Below are 396 nucleotides of genomic sequence, written 5' to 3' on the forward strand. Positions count from 1 at the left end.
CACCGGCGGCAATGTCTGGGCGGCCAACCTGAACGCGCCCGGCCAGGCTCCCGCTGGCCGGAGGCCGGGTCGAATCCATGGGTGGAGAACGCGGGCTCGCCGGCCAGATATGCCTCTACTGCGGCCTTGGAGGTCGGGAACATCGGGCGCGGCGGCCGCGCACGCGGTCTTCGTCGACACCTACACCCCCTCGCTCGGCCACGACATGTGCGCCGGTGCGCAGCAGCGCTGGATCGAGCCGCCGCTGCCGGCCGCCGGGCGGGCCCCGCTGCACCCGAACCCGGCCGGGCAGCAAGGCATGGCGGCCGCGGTGCTGGCGGCGCTGACCGGGCGCTGACCGCCCCGGGCCGGGACCGGCCTCAGGCCGCGGCCCGGCAGACCGCCTCGGCCAGCTGC

Annotated in this window: 1 protein-coding gene; it reads left to right on the forward strand. The window is 77.0% G+C overall.

Features of this window, described 5'->3' with window-relative positions; genetic code table 11:
- The first annotated feature begins 109 nt into the window (after positions 1 to 109).
- Complete coding sequence (locus tag C7C46_RS34615) at positions 110 to 337, forward strand: SGNH/GDSL hydrolase family protein (RefSeq protein WP_146259367.1); 228 nt, start codon at positions 110 to 112, stop codon at positions 335 to 337.
- The last annotated feature ends 59 nt before the right edge of the window (positions 338 to 396 follow it).

This window comes from Streptomyces tateyamensis (genome assembly GCF_003205575.1).
Lineage (GTDB): Bacteria > Actinomycetota > Actinomycetes > Streptomycetales > Streptomycetaceae > Kitasatospora > Kitasatospora tateyamensis.